This is a genomic window from Baekduia sp. Peel2402 (assembly GCF_052567285.1).
In genome coordinates, this window is the sequence record NZ_CP199582.1 from 4,247,999 (window position 1) to 4,271,940 (window position 23,942).

At 71.9% G+C, this 23,942-nt stretch carries 19 protein-coding genes and 1 riboswitch; of the genes, 13 read left to right on the plus strand and 6 right to left on the minus strand.

The features are described 5' to 3' along the window. Positions 1–146: 146 nt before the first annotated feature. Genes ACT01A_RS20820 through ACT01A_RS20875 form a run of 12 tightly spaced genes read left to right on the plus strand, consistent with a single transcriptional unit; the run spans position 147 to position 15,155 of the window. On the plus strand, positions 147–1,028 hold the full coding sequence (locus ACT01A_RS20820; RefSeq protein WP_445149013.1) for a 3-keto-5-aminohexanoate cleavage protein: 882 nt from the start codon (positions 147–149) through the stop codon (positions 1,026–1,028). After that, positions 1,025–2,257: a CaiB/BaiF CoA transferase family protein gene (locus tag ACT01A_RS20825; protein WP_445149014.1), complete on the plus strand. Its 1,233-nt coding sequence runs from the start codon at positions 1,025–1,027 to the stop codon at positions 2,255–2,257. Before ACT01A_RS20820 ends, ACT01A_RS20825 begins: the two co-directional genes overlap by 4 nt. 20 nt (positions 2,258–2,277) lie before the next feature. After that, a complete protein-coding gene (locus ACT01A_RS20830; RefSeq protein WP_445149015.1) occupies positions 2,278–2,958 on the plus strand; it encodes a MerR family transcriptional regulator in 681 nt (226 codons plus the stop codon). Positions 2,959–3,007: 49 nt separating this feature from the next. Next, positions 3,008–4,297, plus strand: coding sequence for a cellulase family glycosylhydrolase (locus ACT01A_RS20835; protein ID WP_445149016.1), 1,290 nt, complete (start codon positions 3,008–3,010; stop codon positions 4,295–4,297). A 57-nt stretch (positions 4,298–4,354) separates the two neighbouring features. Then, positions 4,355–6,208, plus strand: coding sequence for an alpha/beta fold hydrolase (locus ACT01A_RS20840; RefSeq protein WP_445149017.1), 1,854 nt, complete (start codon positions 4,355–4,357; stop codon positions 6,206–6,208). Continuing rightward, positions 6,205–7,680 carry a flippase gene (locus ACT01A_RS20845; protein WP_445149018.1) on the plus strand — a complete coding sequence of 492 codons (1,476 nt, stop codon included), beginning with the start codon at positions 6,205–6,207 and terminating at the stop codon, positions 7,678–7,680. The genes ACT01A_RS20840 and ACT01A_RS20845 overlap by 4 nt, the downstream gene beginning before the upstream one ends. Next, positions 7,680–8,753, plus strand: coding sequence for a hypothetical protein (locus ACT01A_RS20850; RefSeq protein WP_445149019.1), 1,074 nt, complete (start codon positions 7,680–7,682; stop codon positions 8,751–8,753). The genes ACT01A_RS20845 and ACT01A_RS20850 overlap by 1 nt, the downstream gene beginning before the upstream one ends. Positions 8,754–8,768: 15 nt before the next feature. Then, entirely contained in the window at positions 8,769–10,247 is a 1,479-nt protein-coding gene (locus ACT01A_RS20855) for a glycosyltransferase family 39 protein (protein ID WP_445149020.1), read from the plus strand. Between the two features lie 50 nt (positions 10,248–10,297). After that, positions 10,298–11,176, plus strand: coding sequence for a beta-1,6-N-acetylglucosaminyltransferase (locus ACT01A_RS20860; protein ID WP_445149021.1), 879 nt, complete (start codon positions 10,298–10,300; stop codon positions 11,174–11,176). Positions 11,177–11,190: 14 nt separating this feature from the next. After that, the gene (locus tag ACT01A_RS20865) at positions 11,191–12,453 is read left to right on the plus strand and encodes a glycosyltransferase (RefSeq protein ID WP_445149022.1); all 1,263 of its coding nucleotides are present in this window, start codon (positions 11,191–11,193) and stop codon (positions 12,451–12,453) included. A gap of 12 nt (positions 12,454–12,465) precedes the next feature. Then, positions 12,466–13,614: a glycosyltransferase gene (locus ACT01A_RS20870; protein ID WP_445149023.1), complete on the plus strand. Its 1,149-nt coding sequence runs from the start codon at positions 12,466–12,468 to the stop codon at positions 13,612–13,614. Then, complete coding sequence (locus tag ACT01A_RS20875; protein WP_445149024.1) at positions 13,611–15,155, plus strand: polysaccharide biosynthesis tyrosine autokinase; 1,545 nt, start codon at positions 13,611–13,613, stop codon at positions 15,153–15,155. The genes ACT01A_RS20870 and ACT01A_RS20875 overlap by 4 nt, the downstream gene beginning before the upstream one ends. Here the strand turns inward: ACT01A_RS20875 and ACT01A_RS20880 are convergent. From ACT01A_RS20880 to ACT01A_RS20890, 3 genes are all read right to left on the minus strand, one after another. Then, positions 15,095–16,498, minus strand: coding sequence for an O-antigen ligase family protein (locus tag ACT01A_RS20880; protein ID WP_445149025.1), 1,404 nt, complete (start codon positions 16,496–16,498; stop codon positions 15,095–15,097). The two genes, ACT01A_RS20875 and ACT01A_RS20880, sit on opposite strands and share 61 nt — an antisense overlap. Next, positions 16,495–17,613 (minus strand): glycosyltransferase family 4 protein, encoded by a 1,119-nt coding sequence (locus tag ACT01A_RS20885; RefSeq protein WP_445149026.1) that lies wholly within the window; start codon positions 17,611–17,613, stop codon positions 16,495–16,497. Before ACT01A_RS20885 ends, ACT01A_RS20880 begins: the two co-directional genes overlap by 4 nt. Before the next feature lie 88 nt (positions 17,614–17,701). Continuing rightward, the gene (locus ACT01A_RS20890; protein ID WP_445149027.1) at positions 17,702–19,561 is read right to left on the minus strand and encodes a hypothetical protein; all 1,860 of its coding nucleotides are present in this window, start codon (positions 19,559–19,561) and stop codon (positions 17,702–17,704) included. A 60-nt stretch (positions 19,562–19,621) separates the two neighbouring features. Then, a riboswitch (cyclic di-GMP riboswitch) is annotated at positions 19,622–19,696 on the minus strand. A gap of 153 nt (positions 19,697–19,849) precedes the next feature. Between ACT01A_RS20890 and ACT01A_RS20895 the strand changes: the two genes are divergently transcribed. After that, positions 19,850–20,623, plus strand: coding sequence for a tyrosine-protein phosphatase (locus ACT01A_RS20895; protein WP_445149028.1), 774 nt, complete (start codon positions 19,850–19,852; stop codon positions 20,621–20,623). On the opposite strand, the gene ACT01A_RS20900 is transcribed toward ACT01A_RS20895, so the two are convergent. The 3 genes from ACT01A_RS20900 to ACT01A_RS20910 are packed head-to-tail and all read right to left on the minus strand — an operon-like array spanning position 20,604 to position 23,913. Continuing rightward, positions 20,604–21,779, minus strand: coding sequence for a glycosyltransferase (locus ACT01A_RS20900; RefSeq protein WP_445149029.1), 1,176 nt, complete (start codon positions 21,777–21,779; stop codon positions 20,604–20,606). The genes ACT01A_RS20895 and ACT01A_RS20900 overlap by 20 nt on opposite strands. After that, entirely contained in the window at positions 21,776–22,789 is a 1,014-nt protein-coding gene (locus tag ACT01A_RS20905; protein WP_445149030.1) for a hypothetical protein, read from the minus strand. Before ACT01A_RS20905 ends, ACT01A_RS20900 begins: the two co-directional genes overlap by 4 nt. Beyond that, positions 22,786–23,913 carry a glycosyltransferase gene (locus tag ACT01A_RS20910; protein WP_445149031.1) on the minus strand — a complete coding sequence of 376 codons (1,128 nt, stop codon included), beginning with the start codon at positions 23,911–23,913 and terminating at the stop codon, positions 22,786–22,788. The genes ACT01A_RS20905 and ACT01A_RS20910 overlap by 4 nt, the downstream gene beginning before the upstream one ends. Positions 23,914–23,942 lie beyond the last annotated feature (29 nt).

Consider the following 23,942-nt stretch of genomic DNA (forward strand, 5'->3'; position numbering starts at 1 on the left):
ACAACCGGGACGATCGGATGTCGTTCGCGTTCCCTCATCCCCCGATAGAGGGACGCGCGCTTGACGGACGGCGTGGGAGTACGACAAAGTAGGAAGTGGCACGTCCCACTTTCCACCTGCTGCCCCATCGGAGCGAGCGAACCGCCTTGAGCCTCGAGGATCCCGTCGTCATCACCTGCGCCATCTCTGGCGCGCTGGCCAACCGCGACCAGTGTCCGGCGATCCCGTACACGCCCGAGGAGTATGCCGCCGAGGCGCGGCGGATCGTCGACGAGGGCGGCGTCCACATCCACATCCACGCGCGCAAGCCGGACGGGACGCCGAGCTACGAGGCCGAGGACTTCACCGCGATCCACGACGCGATCCGCGCCGAGGTCGGCGACGCCGCGATCCTCAACTTCTCCACCGGAACGATCGGCGTCAGCGTCGAAAAGCGGATCGAGTACCTGAAGGCCTGTCCGCCCGAGGTCGCCGCGCTCAACATGGGGTCCATGAACTACGCCAAGTACTCGGCGCGCCGCAAGGACTTCGTCTTCTCGACGGTCTTCGCCAACCCGTTCGACGAGATCATCGCGTTGTTGAAGGCCATGAAGGAGCTGGGGATCAAGCCCGAGCACGAGTGCTTCGACCTCGGCCACGTCGGTTCGCTCACGCCCTTGATCGACATGGGCGTGTTGGAGGCGCCGCTGCACGCGGACTTCGTGATGGGCGTCGTCGGCGGCGTGCCGCCGACCGCGCGCAACCTCGCGGCGATGGCCGACAACTTGCCCGAAGGCGTGGCGGCCCATTGGGGCGTGATCGGGATCTCGCGCGTGCAGTGGACGCTGCTTGCCGCGGCGCTCTCGCTCGGCGGCTCGATCCGCGTGGGGTTGGAGGACAACCTCTACCTGCCCGACGGGACCATGGCCAACAGCAACGGCGAGCTGATCGCCAAGGCGCGGCAGATGACGCAGGACGCGGGGCGGCGCCCGGCGACGGTCGAGGAGGCGCGGGCGCTGCTCGGGCTGAAGGCGCGGGTGTCCGCATGACCGGTCTCCCGTTCGAGGGCCTGCGCGTCCTGGACCTCTCCCGCCTGCTGCCCGGCGGCTTCTGCTCGCTGCTGCTCGCCGACTTCGGCGCCGACGTCATCAAGGTCGAGGACACCGGCATGGGCGACTACATCCGCTGGTCGCCGCCCGCGTTCGAGGGCGCGGAGGAGACCGCGAAGTCCGCGTTGTTCCTGTCCTTGAACCGCAACAAGCGCTCGGTCCGGATCGACCTCAAGAGCGACGCCGGCCGCGAGGTGCTGCTCAAGCTCGTCGAGGACGCCGACGTCGTGCTGGAGTCGTTTCGCCCCGGCGTGCTGGACCGCCTCGGCGTCGGCTACGAGGTCATGCGCGCGCGCAACCCGCGGATCGTCTACTGCGCGATCACCGGCTACGGCCTGACCGGCCCCAACGTCCACCGCTCCGGGCACGACATGAACTACCTGGGGCTCAACGGCGTCCTGGCGCTCGGCGGCGAGCAGGGCGGCGCGCCGGTCCAGGCCGGGGCGCAGATCGCTGACCTGGGCGGCGGCGCGTTGATGGGCCTGTTCGGGATCCTCGCCGCGCTGCGCGAGCGCGACCGCTCCGGCGAGGGCCAGCTCGTCGACGCCTCGATGTTCGACGGGGCGTTGTCGTGGCTGGCGATGGTGACCGCGCGCGTCTTCGCCGCGGGCGAGGCGCCCCGGCGCGGCTCGGAGATGCTCAGCGGCTCCCTGCTTTGTTATAGGCCATATGAATGCGCCGACGGCTGGGTGACGCTCGGCGCGCTGGAGCCGAAGTTCTTCGCGGCGTGGGCCAACGGCGTCGGGCGGCCCGACCTGATCGAGAAGCAGTTCGAGCGCCCGGGCAGCGAGGCTCACGCGCAGGTGGAGGAGATCTTCAAGACGCGCACGCGTGCCGAGTGGGCCGCGTTTGCCGACGAGCACGACTGCTGCCTTGAACCGGTGCTCGAGGTTGAAGAGGCACTGGACTCCGAGCTGGTCAAGGCGCGCGAGATGGTCATCGAGTTCGAGCAGCCCGGGGCCGGGACGGTCAAGGGCCTGGGCTTCCCGGTCAAGTTGTCGCGAACGCCGGGCGCGGTCCGGCGCGGCGGCCCGGCGCTGGGCGAGCACACCGAAGAGGTGTTGCGCGAAGCGGGCTACGACGACGACGCGATCGCGGCGCTCCTGGACTCCGGGGCCGTCGCGGCCGCGGCGGCATCTGCGACCGGAGATACCTTCCTCGCCCAGTGAACGACCAAGGCCTCCTCAAGATGAGCGAGCTGGCCCAGCGCAGCGGCGTCAGCGCGGGCACGATCAAGCACTACCTCCGCGAGGGGCTGCTCGGCGACGGCGAGGGCGTGGTGCGCACGTCGCGCAACATGGCCTACTACCCGCCGGGCTACGTCGAGCGGATCACGCTCATCAAGCGCCTCCAAGAGGATCGCTTCATGCCCCTGAAGGTCATCAAGGGGATGTTGGACGAGGACCCCGACCGCGCGCTGGCGCTGGTCGAGCTGGAGGACAAGATCATCGAGCGCGCGCTGGAGCAGCGCGAGTCCGAGCGCGTCAGCGCGGCGGAGATCAGCGCGCGCTACGACCTGCCCCAGAACGTGCTCGACCGCCTCGTCGAGCTCCAGATCCTGACCCCGACCGCGCGCGGCTACGACGCCGACGACGTCGCGATCATCGAGGCGATGGTCCGCTTCCGCGCGGGCGGCTACGACGAGACGCTGGGCTTCACGGTCTACGACACGCTCCGCTACCGCGAGGCGCTGCAGCCGCTGGTCGAGGAGGAGATCGCCACGATGCTCGGCCGGCTGGCCGGGGAGGTCGAGGCCGAGCGCGCCGCCGAGATCATCGCTTCTGGCACCGAGCCGCTCCGCGAGCTGCTCGGCGCGTTGCACTCCAAGCTGCTGCTGGCGGAGCTGGCCCGCCAGGCGCGGGATCGCTGAAACGTCCGTTCCGGCAAGTCCGCCGGATTCCCGTGTCACACTGGTAGGCGTGATCCCCCGCGTCCTTGCCGTTGTCGTGGCCGTTTCGGCTGCCCTTGTAACCCTCCCGTCCGCCGCCTCCGCGGCCAAGCCGCTCTACGGCGTGCAGGGCGTTCCCAGCTTCGCTGCCGCTACCCCGGCCTCGATCGACCAGGCGCTCGACATCGCCAAGTCGACCAACGCGAAGGTCGTCCGCATCGAGGCCCTGTGGTCGCTGCTGGAGCCTTCCACGAGCGGTCAGCGCGACCCCGCCGAGCTGGCCGCGCTGGACCACGCGATCAACGGCGCCGCCCAGCGTGGGATCAAGACGCTGCTGATGATCGACGCCACGCCGTGCTGGGCCTCGTCCTACGCCGACAAGGGCAGCTGCGCCGCCGGCGCGGCGAACACCGTCAAGGCGACGCGCTACCCGCCGTCTGACGTGTCGAAGTACGTCAGCTTCTCCGCCTTCCTGGCCCAGCGCTACGCGGCCAACCTCGCCGCCTTCGAGATCTGGAACGAGCCCGACCAGGCCAACGAGCTGTACTGGGCCGGTCCGAACAAGATCAAGGGCTACGTCGCGATGGCCAAGGCCGTCTACCCGGCGGTCAAGCAGGTCGCGCCGAAGGTCCCGGTGCTCGCCGGCTCGTTCGTCGGCGCCAACGGCAAGTGGCTTCAGGCGCTCTACGACGCGGGTCTGAAGGGCAGCTATGACGCGCTTTCGGTGCACTTCTATGACTTGCCGTTGTCCGCGCTGACCGCCACGCGTGCGGTTCAGAAGAAGAACGGGGACAGCAAGCCCATGTGGTTGGCGGAGTTCGGCTTCACCTCGTGCTACTCCAAGGGCGGCCCCGCCTACAAGATCGACCACGCGTGCAACACGCGCGCGGGCCAGGCGGCCAACCTGGTGGACACGCTGCGCGCAATCCAGAAGGTCAGCTGGGTCAAGGCCGCGATCGTCTACACGGTCTACGACCAGTCCGACGCCTACCAGTTCGGCCTGCTGACGTCCTCCGGCGTCAAGAAGCCGTCCTTCAACGCGGTGCGCGACGTCTTCGGCGGCAAGAAGAAGGCGATCACCAAGCCCAAGATGAAGAAGCTGACCGCCAAGCGCGGCCGCGTCACCGTCAAGGGCACCGCGTCGCAGACCGAGTTCTACACCTTGCGCGCCTGGGTGCACGGGACGCTCGCCTACCGCGCGACGCTGCGCACCGACCGCTTCGGCGCCTACTCCCTCAAGCTGCCCAAGCAGCTGGGCACGTCGGGCCTGAAGGTCCGGCTGACCGGCGCGTGGACCGGCAGCGTGACGAGGACGCGGTAGGAGCACGGCTCAAGGCGCCCCGGACGGGGCCGATGGGTGTGGCAGAGTGAGATGAGCGTGACCGGCCCCGCACCCGTTCCCGTCCGCGGCACCGTTCCGGCGCCGCGGCCGCTGTACCTGCACGTCGGCGAGCAGGCCGATCCGGTCTTCGGCGTCTTCCACGCCGTGGAGGCCGGCGAGGCCACCGGCGACGCGGTCCTGCTGCTGCCGCCGTTCGGCTACGACGACGTCTGCGCCTACCGCGGCCTGCGGATGTGGGCGCTGTCGCTGTCGGCCGAGGGCGTCCCGTCGCTGCGCATCGACCTGCCCGGCAGCGGCGACAGCGGCGGTTCGCCGCGCGACCCCGGCCGCGCCGAGTCGTGGACCGCGGCGGTCGCCGGCGCGGCCTCCTGGTTGCGCGCGGAGACCGGTGCGCGGCGCGTTGTCGCGATCGCGCTCGGGCTCGGTGGGCTGATCGCCGCCCAGTCGCTGATCGAGGGCGCTGAGGTCGACGACCTCGTCCTCTGGGGCTCGCCGTCGCGCGGCAAGGCGCTCGTGCGCGAGTTGAAGGCCTTCGCGCGCCTGGCCGTCTCGCAGACCGAGGGCTTCGCCTGGGACCCGGACACGATGCCGCCGCTGCCCGAGGGCGCGCTGGAGAGCGGCGGGTTCCTGATGACCGCCGAGACCGTCGCGTGGCTGCAAGGCCTCGACCTGGCCAAGGCCGATTGGCCCGACGCCACCCGCCGTCACGTGCTGCTGCTCGGCCGCGAGGGCATCGCGGTCGACGCCAAACTGCACGCGGCGTTGCAGGAGGCCGGCGTCGGCGTCACCGCTGCCGAGGGCCCCGGCTACACCGAGCTGATGGACGAGCCGCACCGCTCGCTGGCGCCCGAGGAGACGTTCGCGGTGGTCTCGGCTTGGCTGACGGAGACGCGCGTGGGCGAGCGGCCTGCGCCGGCCGCGCCGGCCGCGGTGCAGACCACGCCGACGGCGGAGCTGACCGTCGACGGCCACGCGATCCGCGAGACCCCGATCGCGATCGAGGCGCCCGGCCACGACGGCGCGCTCTTCGGGATCATCGCCACGCCGGCCGATCCGGACCGCGCCGCCGACCTCGGGCCGCTGACCGTCGTCTTCCTCAACGTGGGCGCCGAGCGCCGCATCGGCGCCAACCGCATGTGGTTGGAAGCTGCTCGCCGATGGGCGGCGCGCGGCATCCCGTCGGCGCGCATCGACCTGATCGGCATCGGCGAAGGCGGAGGACCCGCAACGCCCTGGAACGGCGAGTGGGCGCTCTACGACGACGCGCTCGTCGAGCAGGTCCGGATCGCGCTCGACGCGCTGCCGAGCTACGGCCTGCCTGCGCAGTTCGAGCTGATCGGCATGTGCTCGTCGTCGTACTGGTCCTTCAACAACGCGGTCAAGGACCCGCGGATCCAGGCCATGGACCTGCTCAACACGCGGATGCTCTTGTTCGACGACACCTTGGGCGGCGCCGCCGAGGTCCATCGCCTCAGCCACCTCGGGCCCGCGCAGATCTGGGCCGAGATCAAGGCGGGGAAGTTGACCTGGTGGCGCGTGCGCCGCACGTGGGGCGCGCTGATGAAGGTCGTCCGCACGATCCCGGGCAAGGTCCTCGACAAGCTCAAGGCCAAGCAGATCGGCGGCGACCCGCTCGACCTCGCGCTCGACACGCTGCGCGACCAGGGCACGCAGCTGAGCCTGCGCTTCACCGAAGGCGAGCCCTTGCAGGATGAGCTGGAGCGCTCGGGCCACCTCGGGCGCCTGGCGCGCTGGCCGAACGTGACGGTGTCGGAGATCCGCGGGCCGGCCGACTCGCACACGCTTCAGAACGTCCGCATGCAGCCCGCCGTCCACCGGCAGCTGGATGCGTTCCTCGACGCGCAGCTCGCCCGCCTGCGCGCCTCGTGACCGACGCTCCCGCCACCGAGCCGCTCGAAGCGGCTCCGCTCGCGGTGCCCAGCCGGGAGCGCGCGTTCCGCGACGTCGCGATCCAGGTCTTCACGCGCGTCGTGAACCTCGCGCTGGGGATCGTCGTCACCGCCCTGGTCGTCCGCACGCTCGGCGACACCGGCTACGGCCAGTGGATGACGATCCTGACGACCTTCCAGCTCGTCGCGTTCTTCACGTCCTTGGGCTTGGAGTCGGTCGCGGTCCGGGAGGCCGCGCAGGATCCCGCGCACGCCGAGGACTGGGTCGGCGCGCTGATGGTCACGCGGCTGGCGCTGACGCTGCCGGTGATCGCGGTCGGCTTCGTCGTGTTGTTGTTGATCCAGGAGAGCCACGCGATGCTGATCGCGGGGGTGATCCTGCTGATCGAGTTCCCGTTCGGCGTCGGGTCGTCGTTGTCGGTGGTCAACCAGCTGCGCGTCGACAACCGCGTGCCGATGATCATCCTCACGATCAACAGCGTCCTCTGGGGCGCGTGCGTGCTGGCCATCTACCTCGCGGGCGGCGGCCTGGTGGCGATGGCAATCGCCATGACCGGGGTCACCACGATCACCGCGTTCATGCAGGCCTTCTCGGCGTTCAAGATCATGCGCTTCAAGCTGAAGCCGTCGCGGGCGGCGATCGTGCGGCTGATCAAGGTCGGCGCGCCGCTCGGCGTCGCGGGCCTGCTGGTCAACGCCTATGCCCGCATCGATCAGATCATCGTCTTCGAGCAGGCCGGCGCGCAGGAGGCGGGCTACTACGGCGCGGTCTACCGCGTGCTGGAGCAGGCGCACTTCATCCCCGTGTCGGTGCTGACGACGCTCGCGCCGATCATGGCCGGGCTCTACGCCGCGGATCGCCAGCGGATGCTGCGGATCGTCACGCTGACCGCCGAGTTCCTGGCGATCGGCGCGTTCGGCGCGCTGGCGTTTGCGACCGTCGCCGCGACGCCGCTGGTCACGCTCTTCTTCGGCGAGGAGTTCGCACCCGCCGCACCCGCGCTGCCGACCCTCGGCGGCGCGTTCGTCTTCATCTGCTTCGGCTACCTGACCGGCAACCTGCTGCTCACCCTGGGCATCGCGCAGAAGCAGATCGTCGTCGGCCTCGCCGGCCTCGTCGTCAACGTCATCGGGAACCTGATCCTCGTGCCGAAGTACGGCTTCGAGGGCGCGGCGTGGATGACGTTGGCCACCGAGGTCGTCGTCGTGAGCACGGGCGGCTACTACGTGGTCAAGGAGCTGGGCGGGTTCAGCGAGCTCTCGCCCGGCCGCCTGCCCAACGTGCTGGCCGCGGCGCTGCTGCTGCTGGCGATCCTGTTCGGCCTCGACCAGCTCGGCGCCGGGCTGTGGCCGCTGGCCGCCGCGGCGGCGATCGCCTACCCGGCGCTCCTGTTCGGGCTGCGCGCGGTCGAGCCGCACGAGCTCAAGGGCCTGCTGCTCAAGCGCGCGTGATGCGACGCGCGGCCGTGATCCTCGTCCTGGCCGCGCTCGTGGCGGCGTTTGCGCTGGGCTGCGGCGGCAACGACGGCCGCGCGGCGACGACGCACGCGCTGCGGCTCGGGATGGTCGCCAACACCGTCGGCTACGGCACCGCGATGGGCCGCGAGCAGGACCTCATCAAGCGCGCGGGCGCGCCGTGGCTGCGCGAGGAGCTGCTGTGGTCGGTGGTCGAGCCCAAGCGCGGCGCGCGGCGCTGGGTGGCGTTTGACCGGATGTTCGCCGCGGCCGCCGCGCGGGGGCTGCGCGTGCTGCCGCTGCTGTCCGACACGCCGCCGTGGGCGGCGCGCCCCAACGGCGGGCTGCCGACGCGCACCGAGGCCTACGGCGCCTACGTTCGCGACGCGGTCGCGCGCTACGGCGTGGGCGGCACGTTCTGGAAGGCGCACCCGCAGTACGACGACAACTTGGCGCCGGTCTGGTTCGAGCTGTGGAACGAGCCCTACCTGGCCGGCAAGGAGGTCGACGACCAGACCTCGGCGACGCGCTACGCGGCGCTCTTCCGCGCGGGCGTGGAGGGCGGGCGCAGCGCCAACCGCGACGCGCGGTTCCTATTGGCCTTGGACACCAGCGCGGCCGGTCATCCCGGCGTTCCCGGCCGCTGGCTCGGGCGCCTGCTGGCCGCCGACCCGCAGGTCCTGACGCGCGCCGACGGGATCGCCGCCCACCCCTACAACATCTCGCTGGGCTTCGGGCAGAACGCGCTCGACGAGCTACAGGGCGTCCTGGACGCCCACGGCGCGACCAAGCTGCCGATCTGGGTGACCGAGATCGGCTGGAGCACCTGCACGATCCATGGCGGCTGCGTGAGCGAGAAGCGCCAGGCGATCGACCTCGCGTCGTTCCTGGAGCTCGTGCGCGTGCGCTACCCGCGGGTCGACGCGGTGTTCGTGTACCGCTTGCGCGACCTGGTGGTCAAGCCGCAGTTCGACCGCGAGGGCTCGTTCGGGCTGATCCACGTGGACGGCTCGCGCAAGCCGGCGTGGGCGGCGTTTCACCGCTTCGCGCTGAAGCTGAAAGGGCAGTGACCGACGACCATGGCGATGAGCGGGGACACGACCATCAAGCGATCGCGCGCGGGCACCGCCGCGCTGCTGGCCGTGCCGACGGTGATCGCCGCGTTCTTGGTGCTCTACGGGATTGGCCGCGAGTCGCTGTGGCGCGACGAGGTCGCGTCGGTGACGATCAGCGGCCGCTCGCTGAGCTCGATGTGGCACGTGATCACCCATCACGAGTCCAACATGGCGCTCTACGACTTCCTGCTGGCGGCGTGGCAGCAGCTCGGCCATGGCGACGGCTTCCTGCGGCTGCCCAGCGCGGCGGCCGCGATCGCCACCGTACCGGTGACGATGCTCGTCGCGCGGCGCCTGGCGGGCGACCTGGCGGCGGCGGTCGCGGGCCCGGTGGTGGCGCTCAACGGGTTCTTGGTGGTCTTCGGCCAGCAGGTGCGCGGCTACGCGTTCACCATGTTCTTGGCGGCGCTCGCGGCGCTGCTGCTCCTGCGCGCGCTGGAGCACCGGCGCCCGCGCGACTTCGCGCTCTGGGCGCTGGCGATCGCCGCGCTGCCCTACACGCACATGCTCGGCGCGCTGATCGTCGTCGCGCAGGTCGCGTCGCTGGCCTTCTACGGATGGCGGCGGCTCCCGCTCCGTCCGCTGCTCATCAGCCTCGTCGCGGTCGGGGTCGCCTACCTGCCGCTGCTGGTCTTCGCGGCGTCGGGCGACAAGGACCGCACGGACTGGGTCGCGCCGCTCGGACGCGACCTGCTGCGCCAGTCGGTCGAGGCGCTGGCGGGCAGCCTGTTCCTCTTCGGCGTGCTGGCCGTCGCGACGCTCGTCGTGGCGGGCGCGCTGGCGCGGGCGCTGCGGGCGCGTGACCCGGAGGCGTGGCGCTTCGCGCTGCCGGTCTGCTGGCTCGTGATCCCGCCGGTCCTGCTCGGCGCGCTCTGCGTCGTGCAGAACACGTGGGTCGACCGCTACCTGATCGGGACCGTGCCGGCGTTCGGCGTCGTCGCGGGCGTGGCCGTCGCCACGCTGCCGCGCCGCTTCGCCGCGGGCCTGGCGGCGCTCGTGCTGGTGGGCGCGCTGCTCGCCGCGCTGGACGAGCCGCACCCCGCCTCGACCGGCGAGGACCTCCGCGGCGCTGCCGCCTATGTCGCCGACAACGCCCAGCCCGGCGACGCGATGGTCTTCGCGCCCGCCTTCGCTCGCGTCGGCTTCTTGTACTTCTTGGAAGGCGACGGCGGCACGCACCCGGCCGACGTCGGCCTGCGCGAGAGCGCGGTGGCCGCCGGCGACCTCTTCGGTCGCGAGTACCCCGCCGCCGAGGTCGCGCGCCGGATCGGCGGCGCGAACCGCCTCTGGGTCCTCGGCTACGGCTTGGTCGACACGTCCTCCAGCGCCTGGCACCCGACGCCCGAGCCGGTGATGGCGGTCGCGCCGAAGATCCTGAAGGCCGACTTCGTCCGCGTGTCCGAGCGTCGCTTCGGCGTGTTCACCGCGACCCTTTACCGGCACCGCTAGATGGTCGATGCGACATTCTCCCGGTCGATCGATCTCGCATCAACCATCTGATGGGCGTCGCCTACCTCGTCATGGCCCACGGCGCGCCCGAGCAGGTCGCGCGGCTGGTCGCGCGCATCAGCACCCCCGAGGACACCGTCTTGGTCCACGTCGACCGCAAGTCTGACCTCGCGCCGTTCGAAGCGGCCTTCCGTGAGCTGCCGATCCCGCCGGTGCTCACGCCCCGGCGCGTGCCCGTGCACTGGGCGGGTTGGGGCATCGTGCAGGCCACGCTGATCGGCATGCGCGCGGCGCTGAAGACCTATAAGACGAAACCGTGGACGCACCTGGTGCTGCTCAGCGGCGCCGACTACCCGATCCGCTCGGCCGACGAGATCCACACGTTCTACGACGACAACCAGGGCAAGTCCTACATCTTCTGGTCGGCGGGTGAGGAGCGCCAGCTGTCTGATGAAGAGCGAGAGGGCAACCACGTGTGGTCGTGGTCGGGCGACCGCGAGCGGCTTCAGACCTGGTGGATCTCGATCCGCGGCCGGCGCTGGCACATCGACCGCCACCGCCGCTTGCCGCGCGGGCTGAAGACCGCCTACCAGGGCTCGGCGTGGTGGTCGCTGACGCCGGAGGCCGTGCGCTACGCCCATCGCTTCCTGACGCGCCGCCCCGACGTGCGCTTCTACTTCCGCTTCGTCCACGTCCCCGACGAGAACCTCTTTCAGATGGTGTTGTTGCAGTCGCCCCTGCGCGACACGCTGGTCAACGAGGACCTGCGGTTCCTGCACTGGGCCGGCAACAGCCCGCCGCCGATCACGGCCGCCGACGTGCCGGCGATGCGGGCCTCCAAGAAGCTCTTCGCGCGCAAGTTCGACCTGGCCGCGCACCCCGAGCCGATGGACGAGCTCGACGCCCTCGCGCTCGGCGACGGCCGCTAAGGTCCTCAGCCGCTGTGCGGATCCTCGTGACCTCCACGCTGTACCCGCCGATCGCGCTGGGCGGATACGAACGGGAGTGCGCGATCGTCGTCGGGCGCCTGCGCCAAGAGCACGACGTGCTCGTGCTGACCTCGAACTGGGACGTCGCCGACGTGCCCGCAGGGGAGACCGGCGTGCTGCGCACGCTGCCGACGCTCAGCCAGGACGAGAAGGGCGCCCTGCGCGCGCCGCGCGAGTCGGTCGCCGCGGTCAAGGCCGCGCGCCGCGCGCTGGACGACTTCCAGCCCGACCTCATCTACTCGTGGAACGGCACCGCGATCCCGCAGGCCGCGCTGCGCGTCCTGGCCGACTCCGGCACGCCGATGGCCTTCCGCGTCTGCGAGCACTGGTTCGGGCGCCTGTTCGTGGTCGACCAGTTCCTGCGCGAGCTGGCGCCCGAGCAGCGCTCGCCGGCGCGCGCCGCGTGGTCGGCGCTGTGCCGCGGCTACAACGCCGTGCACCCGGCGCTGCGCCTGGACCCGGCGCGCCCGTTTAAGACCGCGATCTCGTGGAACTCCGAGGCGATCCGCCGCCTGGCGGGCACGCCGCCGTCCGCGCGGCCGGTCCTCGAGCGCATCGGCCACTCCGTGCCCCGCGACGGCGCTCGTTACGAGGCGGTCGTCCGCGACCCGGCGCCCGAGCCGGAGATCGCGTTCGTCGGCCGCGTCACGCCCTACAAGGGCCTGGCGATCGCGATCGAGGCCCTTCAACACCTGCGCGACGACCACGGCCTCACGGTCAAGCTCGTCGTCGTGGGCCCCGAGGACGAGGACCACGGCGCGGAGATGCGGGCGCTGGCCGAGCAGCTCGGCGTGGCCGATCAGGTCGAGTGGATGGGGTCGGTCGACCCCGATGGCGTTGCCGCGGTCCTGACGCGCACGCACGCGCTGATCCTCCCGTCGACGTGGGAGGAGCCGTTCCCGCTGGTGACGATCGAAGGCGCGTTCGCGCGCGTGCCGCTGGTGGCCGCCGACGTCGGCGGCGTGGGCGAGGGCATGCACGACGAGGAGCACGCGCTGCTGTATCCCGCCACGGACGCGGTCGCCGCCGCCCGCGCGCTGGCGCGCACGCTGACCGAGACCGAGCAGACCGCCGCGCGCGTGCAGCGGGCCTTCGCGCGCGCCCAGGAGTACCGCTTGGAGCCCTACCTGGAGGCCCAGGCGGCCTTCGTCGCCGACGCCCACGAAGCCTTGCAGGCGGCGTCCGGCGCTCAGGCTGCGCGTGTCAGCGGCCGATAGCCCGGGAAGGCGATGTCCATCACCATGTCCGAGACCGACCTCACCGACGCCTTCCCGCGCGCCGCGATCGCGCACGACTGGCTGACGATCCCCGGCGGCAGCGAGAAAGTCGTGCTGGAGCTGCTCCAGCTGCTGCCCCACGCGGAGGTCTTCACGTCGGTCTATGACCCCGAGCCGTGGGTCGACAAGCTCGCGGGCGTCCCGGTCCACCCGTCGTTCCTGAACCGGATCCCGAAGGCGACCACGCAGTACCCCAAGCTGTTGCCGCTGATGAACCGCGCGTTTGAGTCCTTCGACCTGTCGGGCTTTGACCTGGTGGTGTCCTCGTCGCACTCCTGTGCGAAGAACGTGCTGACCCCGCCCGACACCAAGCACGTCTGTTACTGCCACACGCCGATGCGCCACGCCTGGGAGCCCGGCTACCTGGCGGGCGAGGACCTCGGCCGCGTCGGCCGGCTGGCCGCGTCGGTGCTGATGCCCGGCGTGCGCCGCAACGACTTCCTCGGCGCCTCGCGCCCCGACCTCTTCGTCGCCAACTCGTCGTTCGTCGCGCGGCGGATCGAGAAGTACTACCGCCGCGACTCGGTCGTCGTGCACCCGCCCGTGGAGATCGCCCAGCACTTGGAGCGTCCGCGGGCGCAGGACGACTACTACCTGCTGCTGGGCCGCGTCATCCCCTACAAGCGCGTCGACCTCGCGCTGGCCGCGTGCGCCAAGCTCGGCCGCCGCGTGAAGGTCGTCGGCACGGGCCGCGCGATGGAGGCCGCCAAGGCCGCCGCCGGCCCGGAGGCCGAGTTCTTGGGCTTCGTGCCCGACGAGGAGCTCGGCGACGTCCTGGCCGGCGCCCGCGCGCTGCTGTTCCCGGGCGCCGAGGACTTCGGGATCGTGCCGGTCGAGGCGCAGGCCGCGGGCATCCCGGTGATCGCCTACGGCGCTGCCGGCGTACTGGACTCCGTGATCGACGGCGAGACCGGCGTGTTCTTCTCCGAGCAGACGCCCGACGCGTTGGCGGCCGCGATCCTCCTGTTCGAAGAGCTTTCGCTGGACGAGCAGGCGATCCGCGACAACGCGCGCCGCTTCTCGCCCGAGCGGTTCCGCAACGAGATCGCCGCGTTGCTCGGGGGTCTGGACGTACGATCCACCCGTGGAGGCACGAGATGACGCCGCGGGTTGACGACCTGGGCTTCGAGGACGAGGGCGCGGATCGCGCCACGTCGCCGTTTGAGCTGTTCCGCGTCATCTGGCGCCGGAAGGTGCTCGTGGTGCTCGTGGTCATCCTCTGCGTGCTCGTCTCGGTGCTGCTCGTGCTGCGCACGCCGAAGGAGTACTCGTCGACCGCGTCGCTGCTGTTCCGCGACCCGGGCTTCGCGCGCACGCTCTACGGCAACGACCTCTTCGACGCCGGCCAGGACCCCAAGCGCGCGACGCAGACCAACCTCGACGTCGTCGCGTCGACCAACGTCGCCAACGAGGCCAAGAAGATCCTCCACACCGACGAGTCGGCCGCCTCGCTGCTGGGCTCGATCACGGTGACGCCGGGCTCGGACTCCGACGTCGCGTCGGTCGAGGCCACGCGCGCCTCGCCGGTCGACGCGGCCGCGGTGGCCAACGCGTTCGCCAAGGGCTACATCGCCTACCGGCAGGCGACCGACCGCGCCGCCGTCCAGAACGCCCAGGACCTCATCAACCAGTCCTTGACCACGGCGGGCGAGGACGAGCGCTCCGGCCTCCTGACGAGCCTGCGCCAGCTCGAGGTCCTAAAGACGCTGCAGACCGGCAACGCCGAGGTCGTCGCCTCCGCGCAGCCCGATCCCAACCCCACGTCGCCCAAGCCCAAGCGCGACGCGATCCTGGGCCTGATCCTCGGCCTGCTCGCGGGCTGCGGCCTGGCGCTGCTGGTCGACTACCTCGACCGCCGCCTTCAGACCGAGGAGGACGTCGAGCGCGCCTACTCCGACTTCCCGGTCGTCGCGACCGTGCCGGAGGACCGCGTCGGGTCGCTGCAGATCGAGCCGACCGGCCGCACCGGCGAGTCCTACCGGATGCTGCGCGAGGGCTTGCGCTTCCTCGATCCCGGCCGCGAGGTGCGCTGCCTGGTCGTCACGTCGGCCGACGAGTCCGAGGGCAAGTCGACGGTCGCGCGCCACCTGGCGGTGACGCTCGCCGCGGTCGGCCAGGACGTCATCCTGCTGGAGGCCGACATGCGCCGCCCGACCGCGGGCTCGCGCCTGGGCGTCGATCCCGAGCTGCCCGGCTTCTCCGACGTGCTGGCCTCCGACGAGTCGCCAATGCGCTACCTCGTCACGCCGATGGGCCGCGGCTCGACGCTCGACGTCCTGCCCGGCGGCACCGTGCCGCCCAACCCGGCCGACCTGCTGCGCACCGGCCGCGCGGGCGACGTGCTCGCCGAGCTGCGCGACGCCGCCGACATCGTCATCGTCGACGCGCCGCCGCTGATCCCGGTCGCCGACACCCGCGTGCTGCTCCAGCTGCCGCAGGTCGATGCGGTGGTCCTCGTCGGCCGCGTCGGGACCACCCGTCGCGACCGCGCCCGCGAGGCGCGCCGCGTGCTGCTGCAGTCCGGCCGCCGCGTGCTGGGCCTGGTCGTGACCGGCACGACCGACTCGCTGAACTCCTCGTACTACAGCGATGGGCCGGCGAAGCCGAAGTCGCGCCGCGAGCGCCTGCTCAGCCGCCTCTGACGGCGGCGGGAGCGCCCACGGGCGGTCGAGCGCAGCGCGTACTCGCGCGCTGAGAGCGTGCCGCCCATCGCGGTCAGCAGCAGGATGATCTGCGCCCAGTAGAACGAGTCGTAGAAGATCGTGACGATCGCCATGCCGGTGATGCCGAGCGCGAGCGCGAGGTCCTCGGCGGGTGGCGTGTAGGCGAACCACAGCCAGCGCCCGAGCAGGCTGAAGGCGACGAGGATCGGCACGAGCACCGCGGCGAGGCCGAAGATCCCGGTGTCGACGGTGATCGACAGGTAGCCGTTGTCGACCGCGCCGATGTCGGTCTGGTCGGCGGCCTGCTCGGCGCTGTAGCCGGGCGCGCCGCCGCCGAAGAACGGGCGCTCCTTGATCTGGCCCAGCGCGTAGCCGTAGCTCCATGTGCGGTGGGTGACCGAGTCTGACTGCGTGACGTCGGAGCTGAGCTTGCGCTCGACGATCCCGTGCAGCGACCCGGTGGACATGATCGCGATGAAGCTGATCGCCGCCAGGGCAGCGACCGCGCGCAGGGCCCGCCAGCGCTGTAGGCGGATCAGCATCGCGGTCAGCACGAGCAAGACCCCGACCGCCGCGACCCAGGAGCTGCGCGACTCGCTGAAGATCAGCACGAGCGCGGCGATCGCGCCGAGGCCGATCGCCAGGTAGCGCGAGTAGCGCGCGGCCTGCACGAGCGCGAGCGGCGCGAGGCCGACGACCAGCGCGCCGTAGGTGATGGGGTAGCCGGTGAAGTAGCCGACGCGGTTGGAGCGGTCCTGCGCGTAGGCGAGCAGGCCCATGCCGACCAGGATGATCAGGCCGGCGAGCGCCGCCGGGCCCCAGGCGTCGTTGAGCTTGGCGAAGCGGCGGGCGCAGAGGAACGCGACGCCGGCGAAGAGCAGGCCGAAGTTGCCGGAGTCGATCATCGGCTGGATGCCGCCGACCGCGTCGTGGATCGAGATTGCCAGGCAGAAGAAGACCAACCCGTACAACAACGCGCGACGGCTGGGGCGGCGGAACGTCCCGCTCTGGCGCTCGGAGAGGATCGACCACAGCCACGGCACCAGCGGCGCGCCGGCGATCGCGGCGCAGAGGACCTTCTGCGGCACGCGCGGCGCGGCGGCGACGTCGTTGATGAAGGGGTACCAAGGCGCGACCGCGACGAGCACGATGCCCCACGCGAACGCGCGGTCGCCGAGGACCATCAGGCCCATCACCGCGGTGACGCCGACGCCGATGAGCAGCGCGTAGGACGGGTGCTTGGCGACCGCGGCGCCCATGAAGAGCCCGAGGCCGATGGCGGAGGCCAGGAGGACGAGGCGGTTCTGGGCGAGGGCCGTCATCGCGTCGCGATCCCGGCGAGCAGGTCCACCAGCGCGCGGGTGTTGGTCCGAGCGTCGTACTTCGCTTCCACTCGCGCTCTCGCCGCCGCGCCCAGCGCGCGCCGCTTTGCGTCGTCGGCGATCAGAGAGCGCGCCGCGTCGCCGAGCGCGCGGCGGTCGCCGTAGCGGACGAGCACGCCCGCGTCGCCGACGAGGTCCGGGATCCCGCCGACGTCGCTGCCGAGGATCGGCAGGCCGCAGGCCATGCCCTCCAGGACCGCCCACGGCGCGGCATCGGCGCCGGAGGGCAGCGCGAGCAGGTCGGCCTGGCGGCGCAGCTCCATCAGCTCGGGGTCGCCGGGGCCGAGGCGGTGGACGCGCAAGCCGTCGCGCGGCGCCACGTCGGCGGGCGTGACGGCGTCGATCTCCACCGTCGTGCCGAGGTCGTCGCCCAGCGCGGCGACCAGGTCGGCGCCGCCCTTGTCCTCCCAGCGGCCGCCGACGAAGAGGATTCGCGGGCGCTCGCGCGGCGCGCGCTCGTTTGCCGGCGCCGGGGAGAAGCGGTCGAGGTCGAGCCCCGGGTGGTGGACGACGACGTTGGCGCCCGGCGCGGTCGCCCGCACCGCACGCGCGGCCCAGTCGGTCCAGGCGAGCGTCAGCGCGGCAGTCTCGAACGCGCGGCGCTCGGCGCGCTCGACGACCTTGAGCTGGAGCGCCGCGCCCCGCGACGCCGTCCGCCACGCGGGCATCCGCGCCCAGTCGCCGATCGTCACGTCGACCGACAGCGCGGTGGGCGTCTGCGCCATCAGCCCGCGCATCTGCAGGGCGACCGAGTGGCTGTGGACGTGCATCGCGTCGGGCCGGAACGCCGCAACCGCTTGTGTCAGCGCGCCACGCCCGCGCGTGGACTGCACCGCGTGCCAGCGCAGCGTGCGCAGCTCCAGGCCGGTCTTCGCCAGGATCGGACGGCTCCACGACGCGGCCGCGTGTGCCCAGCGGCCTTGCGGGGCCAGCGTCACGAACTCCGCCTCCAGGCCGGCGACGTCGTCGGTCATCGCGCGCAGGGTCGCCTCGACCTGGGCCTGGCCGAGCACGTGGGAGCCGAGGTTGCCCTCGTTGAAGAACAGGAGACGCACGGGTGCCGGCAGTGACGGTAGACGACCAAGCGCCGCCGGGGTCCGGCCCCGACGGCGCTCCGGTGCTTCGTGATGTCGGCGGGAAGTCCTACACGCCGGTCGTCATCAGCGAGACGACCTCGTCGGTGTAGGCGCCCTTGGGCGTGTTGTCGGACTTCATCGCGCCGAAGTAGTGCTCGCGGTCGGTCGAGGCGCCGGTCGAGCGCTGGTCGGCGGTCGAGTACAGGAAGACCGAGGCGAGGCGGGCGCCGTAGCGGGCGCGCATCCCGGCGACGACCGTCTTGAGCGTGTTGGCCGCCGTCGTGTAGGACATGCACTTGTCGTAGCCGAAGTTGTCGCTGAGGCAGCGGCCGTTGTCGGAGGACACGCCCCACTCGGTGACGTAGAGGGGCTTCTCGGCGGCGCCGCGGGCCTTCATGGCGGCGAGCATGTTGTCCATCGGGATCTGCCACTGCGGGCCGTACGGGTGAACGGTCCAGCCGGCCACGTAGTTCGCGAGGTCCGGGACCGCGTCGAACATGGCGTTGATCCAGGTGGTGTAGCCCGAGTACTGGTCGCCGACGGCGAGGATTCCGACCTTCGGGTTGGCGGCCGTGACGGCGATCGCGGCGTTCTTGGCCTGGCGGGCGTACTCCTTGGCCAGGTTGAGGTACTGCGAGTTCTTGTACCAGTCGTCGGCCAGCGTCCAGCCGTTGTACTGGTAGGGGTTGTTGGTCTCGTTGCCGAACTCGATGCGGGTCACGGCGGTCGACGGGGCGACGTTCTTGCCCTGCCAGAACGTGCCGCCCGGGCCGAAGGCGGCAGCCCAGGTCGCGAGGTTCTGCGCCTCGGTGGCGGTCGGGGTGCGGCCCTGGAAGCCGGCCAGGAGCATCGGCTGAATGCCGGCCTGCGCGTACTGCAGGACGATCGGGGCGATGTCCGACACGTTGGTGTTGATGTCGAACTCCATGCGGACGTGCTTGGCCGACAGCTTGGTGATGAAGCCCATCTCCCAGGCGATCGCCGAGCCGGAGTTCATGCCCATCTCGAAGTTGGACGTGGTGCTCGGGGCGGCGGGCGCCGGGGCCGACGAGTTGCTGGTCGTCGAGCCGCTCGTGGTCGTGCCGGCGGTCGAGGAGCCGTTGCCGGTCGACGGCGTGCCCGCGCCGGGCTGCGTCGTCGTGGTCGAGGGCGCGGTGGTCGTCGTGCCGGTCGAGGCGGCCGGGAAGCCGATCGAGACCTCGCGGGCCCAGGCGGCGCCGTTGACGTTCGTGCGGACCGAGTAGCGGACCGTCTTGCCGGCCTTGGCCGGCGGCGTGACCGACGTGCCGGTCACCGTCTCGTAGACGTCGGCGGCGCCCGGCTCCTTGGTGACCAGGACGTAGCTGTCGACGCCGACGACGCTCGTCCAGCGCAGCGACTTGCCGTCGACCGACAGCGCCGGGGCGGCCTGGCGCTGAGCGGCGGTCGCGTACTTGACCTGCAGCTCGCGGGCCCAGGCGGAGCCGACGACCGCGGTGCGGACGCTGTAGGTGACGGTCTTGCCCGCGATCGTGTCCGGGGTGACCGTCGTGCCGGTGACGGCGGAGTAGAGATCGCTGCGGCCGGAGACCTTGCGCACCAGCACGTAGGTGTTGACGCCGGCGACCTTCTTCCAGGTGAGCTTCGCGCCGGTGGCCGAGAGGACCGGGGCGACCTGGGTCGGCGCCAAGGTGGACGCGTTGGACGCGGCGGAGCGGGCGAGCGAGCCCTGGAGCTTGGAGAGCTTGAGCCCGGCCTTCTGCAGCGCATTGCGCTCGGTCTTGCAAACCTTCGGGGAGGTGCTGTTGGTGCGCACCTGGCAGCGGGAGAGGCTCTGGGCAGCGGAGACCACGGCCTTGTCGGCGGCGCGGTACTTCGTCGTGTTCGCGGACGCGGCGCTCGCGGACGCCGGAAGGACACCGGCGAAAGCGATCGCAGCTGCGATCAAGGTGGCGTGCAGGGGCAGGCGGCGGCCATCCTGCGGGGAACAGAACGTCATCGAGATCCTTTGGGAAGCTGGGCTGTCTCGGAGAGACCCCTGGCTTTGCGAGCCCGCCTCGCGACGGGGGTGCCTTTATCGGGGAGCGGAGCGCCGCGGCTTCAGCGGCGATCCGTTGCTCTAAGTTTCGGGTCGGGTTGGGGAACCCGCGATCGGGGACCCCTGGAATTGGACATCTGTTGGTTCGGATGTCCGTATTCGGTCATTGGCCGATGACCTCGGCACAATGGGGAACACGTGATCGACCTTCACTGCCACCTGCTTCCGGGCCTGGACGACGGGCCCGCGACGATGGACGACACGCTCGTTTTGGCGCGTGCCATGGCGGCCGCGGGGATCGAGCGCGTGGTCGCCACGCCGCACGTCTCCGGCGAGTACCCGAACGACCCGGTGCGGATCGGGCTGCTCGTCCAGCTGGTGGAGAAGGAGCTCGCGCGGCGCGCGGTGCCGCTGCGCGTCGAGGCCGGCGCGGAGATCGACCTCACGCAGTTGCGCGCGCTGGGCGATGACGCGGCGCCCACGCTGACGCTGGGCGACAGCCGCGTGCTGCTGATCGAATGTCCCTTCACGCGCGTGGCACCGCACTTCGAGGCCCGCGTCCAGCAGCTGATGGGTCTCGGCCACACCGTCTTGCTCGCCCACCCGGAGCGCTCGCCGCTGTTCCTGCGCGAGCACGCGCTGCTGGCGCGGCTGACCGAGAGCGGCGCCTACGCGTCGCTGACCGGTGCGTCGCTCACCGGCCGCTTCGGCTCGACCGCGCGCGAGTTCTCGCAGTGGGCGCTGGACGAGGGCATGGCCCACAACGTCGCCACCGACGCCCACAACGTCCGCGGCCGCTCGCCCGTCCTGCGCGAAGGGCTCGCGCACGCCGGCTATGAGTGGTGCGCGGACTGGCTGACGCGCGACGTGCCCGAAGCGCTGCTGAACGACCGCGCGCTGCCGGCCCGCCCGTCGCGCCCGGCGCGGATGCGCCCATGGGGGCGCAAGCGGACTAGCGGCCGAGCGCGCTGATCGCGTCGCCGATCTCTTCGAGGCGGGCCTCCCACGAGTGGGCGGCGGCTTCCTGAGAGCGGGCGGTGCGGTGGGCGTCGTCGTTCTGGGTCAGCGCGGCGTCGAGGGCGGCGGCGAAGGACGGCGCGTCCGGGGCGGTGGTGATCGCGGTGACGCCGTCCAGCGCGGGCAGCTGCGTGGCGACGACCGGCAGGCCCGCGGCAAGGTACTCATACACCTTCATCGGGAAGATGGAGGCGGTGAGCTGATTCGACGCATAGGGGATGATGCCGGCGTCGGCGCCGCGCAGGACGGCGGGGAGCTCGTCGTGGCTGCGCGCGCCGAGCAGGTGGATGTTGTCGACCTTGATCAACGCGGAGACGTCGGTCGATGGGTCGCCCATGCCGGTCGGGCCGACGAGCGCGAAGGACCAATCGGGGCGGGCTTTGGCGACGTCCACGATCAGCTCCACGTCGAGCTTGGTCGCCACGACCGCGCCGGTGAAGACGACTCGCGGGTGGGGGAGCGCGTCGAGCGCGGCGTCGATCGGGCCGGGAGCGAGGGCGCTGGAGAACGCGCGGGTGTCGGCGACGTTGGGCGCGTAGAGCACGTTGTCGTTCAACTCGCGCATGCGCGCGGCGAGCGCGGGTGCGCTGGCCAGGACGAGGTCGGCACGGGCCGCGAAGCGCTGCTCGGCGGCGCGGAAGCTCGCGGCATCGACGCCGGGCTGGGCGGCGATGTCGTCGACGCAGTGGTAGACGACCAGCGCCGGGTTCAGCGCGTCGAGCAGCGCCTCGGCCTGCGGGACGTAGCCCCAGAGGATCGGGCGCTCGTTGAAGTGCAAGCGCTTGGTCGCGCGCTTGACCAGCGCGGGCAGCAGCCGGGCGTTGATCGCGCGGACCGCGGGCCGGGAGTGCAGCGGCAGCACCAGCGGCGAGAGGACGTGCACGCCTTCGGGCGCTGTGCGCGGCGGCTGAAGGCCGCGCTTGAGTCGCCGCGCGATGCGCGACACGTCACGGCCCGCCAGCTGTGGACGGCGCAGCCCGAGCGACTCGATGAACAAGATCCGGTTGTGCTGGGCCAACCGCGACATCAGGTGATGTTGGTTGGTCAGCAGCTCGGTGTCCCAGTCGGCGAAGCCGACGCAGACGATGTCGCGCCCCTGCAAGGTGGTCATCGGCGTTCGATGATGGCGGACCGCAGCTTCTGGGCGGCGAGCCAGGTGTCGTTGCGGACGCGGGTGGCGGTCGAGTTGTCCAGGTTGAAGCGGTGGGCGGCGCGGCCGGCGTCGGCCAGGTCGGCGCGCAGCCGGGTCGTCCGGTCGCGGGTGAGCGCGCGCGCCGCGCGGCGAAATGACAGGCCCTTCTCGGACGGCAGGTGCCAGAGCGCGAGCGCTTTCGGATCGGGCGGGTTGGCGGCGCCGTGGCGCGGGCCGGTCCAGATCCGCCCGGCGAGGTCGGAGCGGTCGGTGAAGCGGATCTGGCCCAGCGCGCCGGCGTAGGTCAGCAGCGCCTCCTCGGTGGGCAGGCGGGCGCCGCTGGGCGCTGCGGCGTCGAGCGCCTCGCAGGTCGCGACGAGCTCGCGCAGCGCTCCGGCCCGGCCGGCCAGCAGCTCGCCGCCGATCCACGGCGGGGGCTCGGCGCTGTTGGCCAGCGCGCCGATCGACGCGCGCGTGTGGCCGGAGACGTCCCAGTCGGGCGGATAGCCGATCGTGACGCAGGCGATCGCGTCGTCCTCTGGCGTGGCGGCAAACGCACGCGCCGGGTCGCGCCAGACGCAGTCGACGTCGACCAGCCAGACGGCGCGCTGCGGATCGTCGGCGCTCGTCACCGCGCCGATCGCGTCGAAGACGTAGCGCGAGCTGTAGAACATCTCGACCTCAGGCCCTGGCGCGTGGTCGTAGGGCGCGGTGAGGCGGCGGACGCCAAGGCGGTCGATCGCGTCCAAGACGCGGCGGCCGTGGTCGTCCAGCGCGGCGGCGGGGTCGGCGAGGTTGGTGACGAGCACCGGCTCGCACGCGACGCCGGCGAAGCGCAGCGAGGCGGCCTGAACGGCGGCGCACTCCAGGTAGCGGGCGGCGAGGCGGCGGGCGTCGCTGCCGCCGCCGGCGCGGGCCGACGGGTAGGTGTAGGTGTCGCCCGGCGCGTGCAGGTAGAGGTACTGGACGACGAGGGGCGGGGCGCTCATACCGCGACCGCCTGGCGCAGCGCGGCCATCGAGTAGCGGTCGGCGACCAGCGCGCGGCCCGCGGCGGCCAGGCGCGCGGTGTCGGCGTTCTCGCCGGTCAGGGCGATGATCGCGCCCGCGAAGGTCTGGGCGTCCTCGCCTTCGAGGTAGTGCTCGCCGTCGCGTACGGCCAGCCCGGCGGCGGCGCGCGGCGTGGCGACGACCGGCAGGCCGTGGGCCATCGCCTCCAAGAACTTGAACGGCGTGCCGCCGCCTTCCAGCAGCGGCACGACGGCGCAGGAGGCGGCCGCGTACTCGGCGTTCAGGTCGTCGACGAAGCCCGCGGGCTGCACGCGTGGGTCGTACGGACCGTCCGGCAGGCCGCGGCCGACCAGGCGCAGCGTCGCCTCCGGGCGCTCGGTCCACACGCGCGGCATCACCTCGTCCACCAGGAAGCGCAACCCATTGGCATTGGGTTCGTAGGTGTAGTCGGCGACCATCAGGATCCGCTGGGCGTGCGGGTCGGCCGTGGCGGCGGGGATGGCCTCGATGTCCACCACATTGGGAACGAGGCGCAGCGTGGCGGTCGGGCACAGCTCACGTGCGCCGGCCAGGTCGACCTCGGAGACCATCCACGACTCGGCGAACGTGGCGAGCAGACGGCGCTCGGCGTTGCGCAGCAGCCCGGGCGAGCCGAGGTCGTTGTCGGCCAGCGTGTGGCGGTAGGCCGACTCCAAGTTATGGGCGTTGTAGATGACCGGGCGACGCTTGGCGAGCCCGAGCAGCGCGGCGGCGGCGCCGGGGCCGTCGGCGATGACGCGGTCGGCGCCCTTGGCGCGGGCGCGGGCGGCGGACACCAGCTCGGGCGAGATCGCGCGCGCCCATCCGGCCGGCAGGCGGCGGCCGCGAGCCAAGGCGTAGGTCAACGCGCGGGCGGCGCCGCGGGACGGGTCGACGGCCTCGAACGTCAGCCCGTCCACCGCCTGCAGCTCCGGCGCCGGCTCGTCGCCGCCGAAGCGGACGTGCAGCACGTGGACGCAGCGGCCGGTGTCGGCGAGCGCGCGCAGCACGGTCGCGACGCGCAGCGCCTGACCGGTCCCGCGCACCGGCGTCTGGACCGCGACGAACAGGTCTTGGGCGTCCATCGCCAGGGATCATCCCAACGGCACCGGCC